Below are 5,013 nucleotides of genomic sequence, written 5' to 3' on the forward strand. Positions count from 1 at the left end.
CGATTTCGTACTTGAGTTCGAACAGCGCCACGGTCGGCTCTTCGCGCACCACCGTGGCCACCTGCGCGGACACGATGTCCGGATGCGCCGGCGAGGTGCAGGCCAGCTGGTAACGCCCGGGCGCCAGCTCCAGCCGCAGCGGCGTCAGGGCCTTGAGGTCGCCGCGGCGGATGCCGTTGATCGACAGCTCGCAGGCCAGGTCGGATTCAAGCAGCAGGCGGGCGTCGCCGGCCGGCAGCGGCGGTGGTTCGGCGGGCTCTTCGGGGGCCGCTTCGGCTTCGCTGGGTTCGGCGGCAATCACCGGCTCGGCCAGCGGCGGTTCGTCATCGCCGCCGCTGAAGGCCCACACCAGCACCAGCAGGAGCAGCAGGGCGGCGCCGGCGCCGATGCCCAGCAGCTTCGGGTCCATCTTCGCCTTGGGCGGCGGCGTGCGCGGGCGAAACTGCAGCTCGCCCGGTGCCACGGGGCCGCTGCTGCTGCCACTGCCACTGCCACTGCCGCCACTTCCACCGCCACCACCGGCGCCGCCGGCACCGCCAGTCGGTGGCAGCGCGCGGCCCGGCGCGGTCGGTGCTTCCGGCAAGCCCGCGCCCTGCACGATGGTCGGCTGCACCGGTTCGTTTGCACCCGAACGCGGCGTCGCGATGCCCTGCCGCGGTGTCTCCAGGCCCGGGCGCGGCGTACGCATGCCGACCGGCGGCGTACCGGCCGGCGTCTGGCCCATGTATTCGGTGGGCGCGGCGGGCACGCGCGAGAGCTTGCGCGCCGAGATCGCCGCGGCCACCGACGACGGCAGCCGCCCGGCCGCCAGCACCTGGCCCGGCACTTCCTGCACGCCCAGGGCGCCGGCCAGTTCTTCGATGAACTTGCCGGCGCTGGGCCAGCGTTCGTCGGAGGCCTTGGCCAGGGCGCGTGCCAGCACGTCGCGCGAACGTTCCGGGAAAGGATCGAGCGGGCCCAGGGCCAGCGGCGCGTTCACGTGTTTGTACATCACCGCATACGGCGTGTCGGCGTCGAAGGGCAGCACGCCGGTCATCCACTGGTAGACCATGATGCCCAGCGCGTAGATGTCGGTGGCCGGACCCACCTGCGAGTCCTGCGCCTGTTCGGGCGACATGTACTGCGGCGTGCCCAGCACGGCGCCGGTGCTGGTGATGGTGGTGCGGCCCTGCAGCATGCGCGAGATGCCGAAGTCGGCCAGGTAGAGTTCGCCGTGTTCGCCCAGCAGTACGTTCTGGGGTTTCAGGTCGCGGTGCACCACGCCCAGGCTGTGGGCGTGGTCGAGCGCGTCGGCGACCATCGTGAAATAGGCCAGGCCGGCTTCGCGGCCGATGGTGTCGCGTTCCAGTCGTTCACCCAGATGACCACCGCGCACCAGGCGCAGGGCCATCCAGGGCACGCCTTCATCAATGCCGTAGTTGTACAGCGGCACGATGTGCGGGTGTTCAAGCTTGGCGATAAGCCTTGCTTCGCGCTCGAAGCGTTCGGCGAAGCCGGGTTCTTCAAGCAGGTCGATCGGCAGCACTTTCAGGGCGACCTCGCGGTCGAGCCCGGCTTCGTAGGCGTTGTAGACCGTGGACATGCCGCCGCGGCCCAGCTTGGCGACGATGGTGAACGGTCCGATGCCGTCCCCGACCTGGATCACACTGCGCATGCAACCAACCCCCCGATTCGTCCTGCGCGGGGCCAGCATACGCCCGCTGGCACGGGAACGCTGGCCCCAGCAGGGCGAACGGGGAAAGTGGCTGTGAACGGCCCTTCCGGGCCCGGGTTCAGTTGGCGCCGGGCGGCACGGCGGCGTCGGCCACCACCATGTTGCGGCCCGAGTCCTTGGCCGTGTACATGGCGCGGTCGGCGCGATCGACCAGCGCGTCCAGGGCCTCTGCGGGGCCCAGGTGTTCGGCGGCGCCGACGCTGACGGTCAGCTCCACCACTTCTTCGCCCACGGCCTGGCAGTGTTTCTGCACGGCGGTGCGCACGCGTTCGCCGACGGCCAGGGCGTGGATGCGGCGCGCGCCCGGCAGCGCCACGGCGAACTCTTCACCACCCAACCGGCCCAGGATGTCGCCACCGCGCAGTTCGGCGGCCACGGTGTCGGCGACCGCCCTGAGGCACTCGTCGCCGACCTGGTGACCCAGGCTGTCGTTGATCAGCTTGAACAGGTCGATGTCGAAAAACAGCACCGACAGCGGGCGCTGGTCCTGCTGGGTGTCTTCGGCCAGGCGCTCGAGGCGGGCGCGCCAGGCGCCGCGGTTGAGCACGCCGGTAAGCGGGTCGCGTTCGGAGTCGGCCTTCACGCGCGTGGCTTCGGCGCGGGCGTGGTCGCGTTCAAGCAGCAGGTGGCGCATGCCGCCCGACAGGCTGCGCACCAGCCACACGCCCCAGCCCGCCACGGCGGCGCCGGCCAGGGCCAGGATCCACGGATACGAACCCGCCAGGAAAATCGCCGCCGGCAGCAGCGCCAGCGCCGCGCCGGCCTGCAGGCCCCAGCCTTCACGCGGTGCCAGGCGGTCGCGCATGACCGTCCAGCAGGCCAGCATCGCCGCCGCCAGCCCCAGCGCCAGGCCCACCATCAGCCAGGCCGCGGACACGGCGACAGGGCTGGGGGCTGCGGCAAAAGCCGGCCCGGCAGAAACCATCCCCAGCACGAACACGGCCGGGAAAACGGGGCGGGAACGGCGGGGGGCGGCGTTCATGGGCCTACTGTCGGGCAGCCGGGGGCCCAGTACAAGCAAGCCGGGCCGCGGGACTTCGAAGCTGGGAGCCGGCTCACGCTTTAGGGGACCCATGACCTTCGGCCTAGGGGCCGGACCCGCGCTTGACCTAGCATCGGTCGTTTCGCCCCATCTCCCGGAGCCCTTCATGACGCGTCGCCCGCTTGCCCTCGCCCTCGGCCTTGCCCTGGCCTGCACCACCACCGCCCAGGCCGCCGACAAGGACGAGAAAGACAAATGGGACGTGCAGAAGGCGCACGCGAAAGGCAAGACGGTCCGCTTCAGCACCGATGAAGGCACCTGGCTCGACCTGGACCTGAGTCCCGACGGCCGCCGCATCGTGTTTTCCATGCTGGGCGACATCTACGAACTGCCCGCCGCCGGCGGCCAGGCCAAACGCCTGACCAGCGGCCCGGCCTGGGACATCCAGCCGCGGTTTTCGCCCGACGGCAAGGAAGTGGCGTTCACCTCCGACCGCGGCGGCGGCAACAACCTCTGGCGCATGAAGGCCGACGGCAGCGGCGCCACCCAGGTGTCGAAGGAAGACTTCCGCCTGCTCAACAGCCCGTACTGGACGCCGGACGGCCAGTACATCGTCGGCCGCAAACATTTCACCTCGGGCCGATCGCTCGGCGCGGGTGAACTGTGGATGTTCCACCGCGACGGCGGCAGCGGACTGCAGCTGACCACGCGCAAGAACGACCAGCAGGACCTGGGTGAACCGGCGGTGTCGGCCGATGGCCGCTACGTTTATTTCTCCGAGGACATCAGCCCGGGCGGCATGTTCCAGTACAACCGCAACGTGCACGGCACCATCTACGCGATCAAGCGCCTTGACCGCGAAACCGGCGAGACACAAACCGTGGTCGCCGGTGCCGGCGGCGCGGTGCGTCCGCAGCCTTCGCCCGACGGCAAGCAGCTGGCCTTCGTCAAGCGCGTGCGCGACAAGTCGGTGCTGCACGTGATCGATCTTGATTCGGGCTTCGTGCGCCCGGTCTGGGACGGCTTGTCGCACGACCAGCAGGAAGCCTGGGCCATCTTCGGCCCCTACCCCGGCTTCGACTGGACGCCCGATTCCAGGGCCGTGGTGCTCTGGGCGCAGGGCAAGCTGTGGCAGGTGGACATGGCCAGCGGCAAGGCCAGCAACATTCCCTTCACCGCGCAGGTGGAGCAGAGCGTGCTGCCGGCGCTGCGTTTCGAGCAGAACATCGAGGGCGACAGCTTCGCGCCGAAGATGATCCGCGACGTCGCCACCAGCCCGGACGGCAAGACCCTGGTCTTCCACGCCGTCGGCCAGCTGTGGACCAAGTCGCTGCCGAACGGCCAGCCGCGCCGGCTGACCAGCGATGACTCGCGCTTCGAGTACCAGCCCAGCTTCAGCCGCGACGGCCGCAAGCTGCTGTTCACCACCTGGTCGGACGAAGCCCTGGGCGCGATCCACGAACTCGACCTCGCCAGCGGCCAGAGCCGCAAGCTGACCACCGAACCGGGCTTCTATTACGGCCCGCGCTATTCGCCGGACGGTGCGCGCGTGGTGTATTCGCGCCAGGGCGGCGGCGGCCTCACCGGCAGCCTGTGGAGTGGCAGCCGCGGCATCTTCGTGATGCCGGCGGCCGGCGGCGAAGCGGTGGAAATCGCCGGCGACGGCGCCGACCCGCAGTTTTCGGCCGACGGCGAGCGCGTGTATTTCCTCACCGGCGGTGGCCTCGAGAAGAAGCTGATGAGCGCCGGCCTGCACGGCGAGCAGCCGCGCGAGGTGTTCAACCTCAAGTACGTGGACCACGTGGCGATCAGCCCGGACGGCAAGTCGGTGGCCTTCACCGAGCTGTTCAACGGCTACGTGGCGCCGCTGCCGGCCACCGGTGGTTCGATCGAACTCAACAAGGACACCAAGGCCCTGCCGGTGACGGCCCTGGGCACCGACATGGGCAGCTACCTGCACTGGGGCGCGGACTCGAAGTCGGTGCACTGGATGGTCGGTGATCGTTACCACAGCCGCGCACTGGCGGCGGGCAAGGCCGATGCCGGCACGCCCGTGGGCCTGCGCATCGACAGCGACCGGCCCGACGAAACCTTCGCCCTGGTCGGTGGCCGCGTGGTGACCATGCGCGACGCCGACAAGACCCGGGAAGTGATCGAGGACGGCGTGGTCGTGGTGCGCGGCAACCGCATCGTGGCGGTGGGCAAGCGCGGCGACGTGACCATCCCGGCCGGTGCGCGCGAAGTGGACGTGGCCGGCAAGACCGTGTTCCCGGGCATCGTGGACGTGCATGCGCACGCCGCGCACTTCGGCCAGGGC

2 protein-coding genes and 1 pseudogene are annotated in these 5,013 nt (G+C 70.2%); 1 reads left to right on the forward strand and 2 read right to left on the reverse strand.

All coding sequences use genetic code 11. The features are described 5' to 3' along the window. Together AACZ35_RS12310 and AACZ35_RS12315 are read right to left on the reverse strand one after the other, a co-directional pair. The coding region (locus AACZ35_RS12310) for a serine/threonine-protein kinase (protein WP_339829738.1) at positions 1–1,654 on the reverse strand (1,654 nt) is incomplete at its 3' end. A 118-nt stretch (positions 1,655–1,772) separates the two neighbouring features. Continuing rightward, entirely contained in the window at positions 1,773–2,591 is an 819-nt protein-coding gene (locus AACZ35_RS12315) for a GGDEF domain-containing protein (protein ID WP_339829740.1), read from the reverse strand. Positions 2,592–2,862: 271 nt separating this feature from the next. On the opposite strand from AACZ35_RS12315, the pseudogene AACZ35_RS12320 reads away from it, so the two are divergent. After that, positions 2,863–5,013 (forward strand): annotated as a pseudogene (locus AACZ35_RS12320) (amidohydrolase); the annotation flags it as partial.

The sequence above is a fragment of the uncultured Arenimonas sp. genome (assembly GCF_963976025.1).
In the GTDB taxonomy this organism is placed as follows: domain Bacteria; phylum Pseudomonadota; class Gammaproteobacteria; order Xanthomonadales; family Xanthomonadaceae; genus Arenimonas.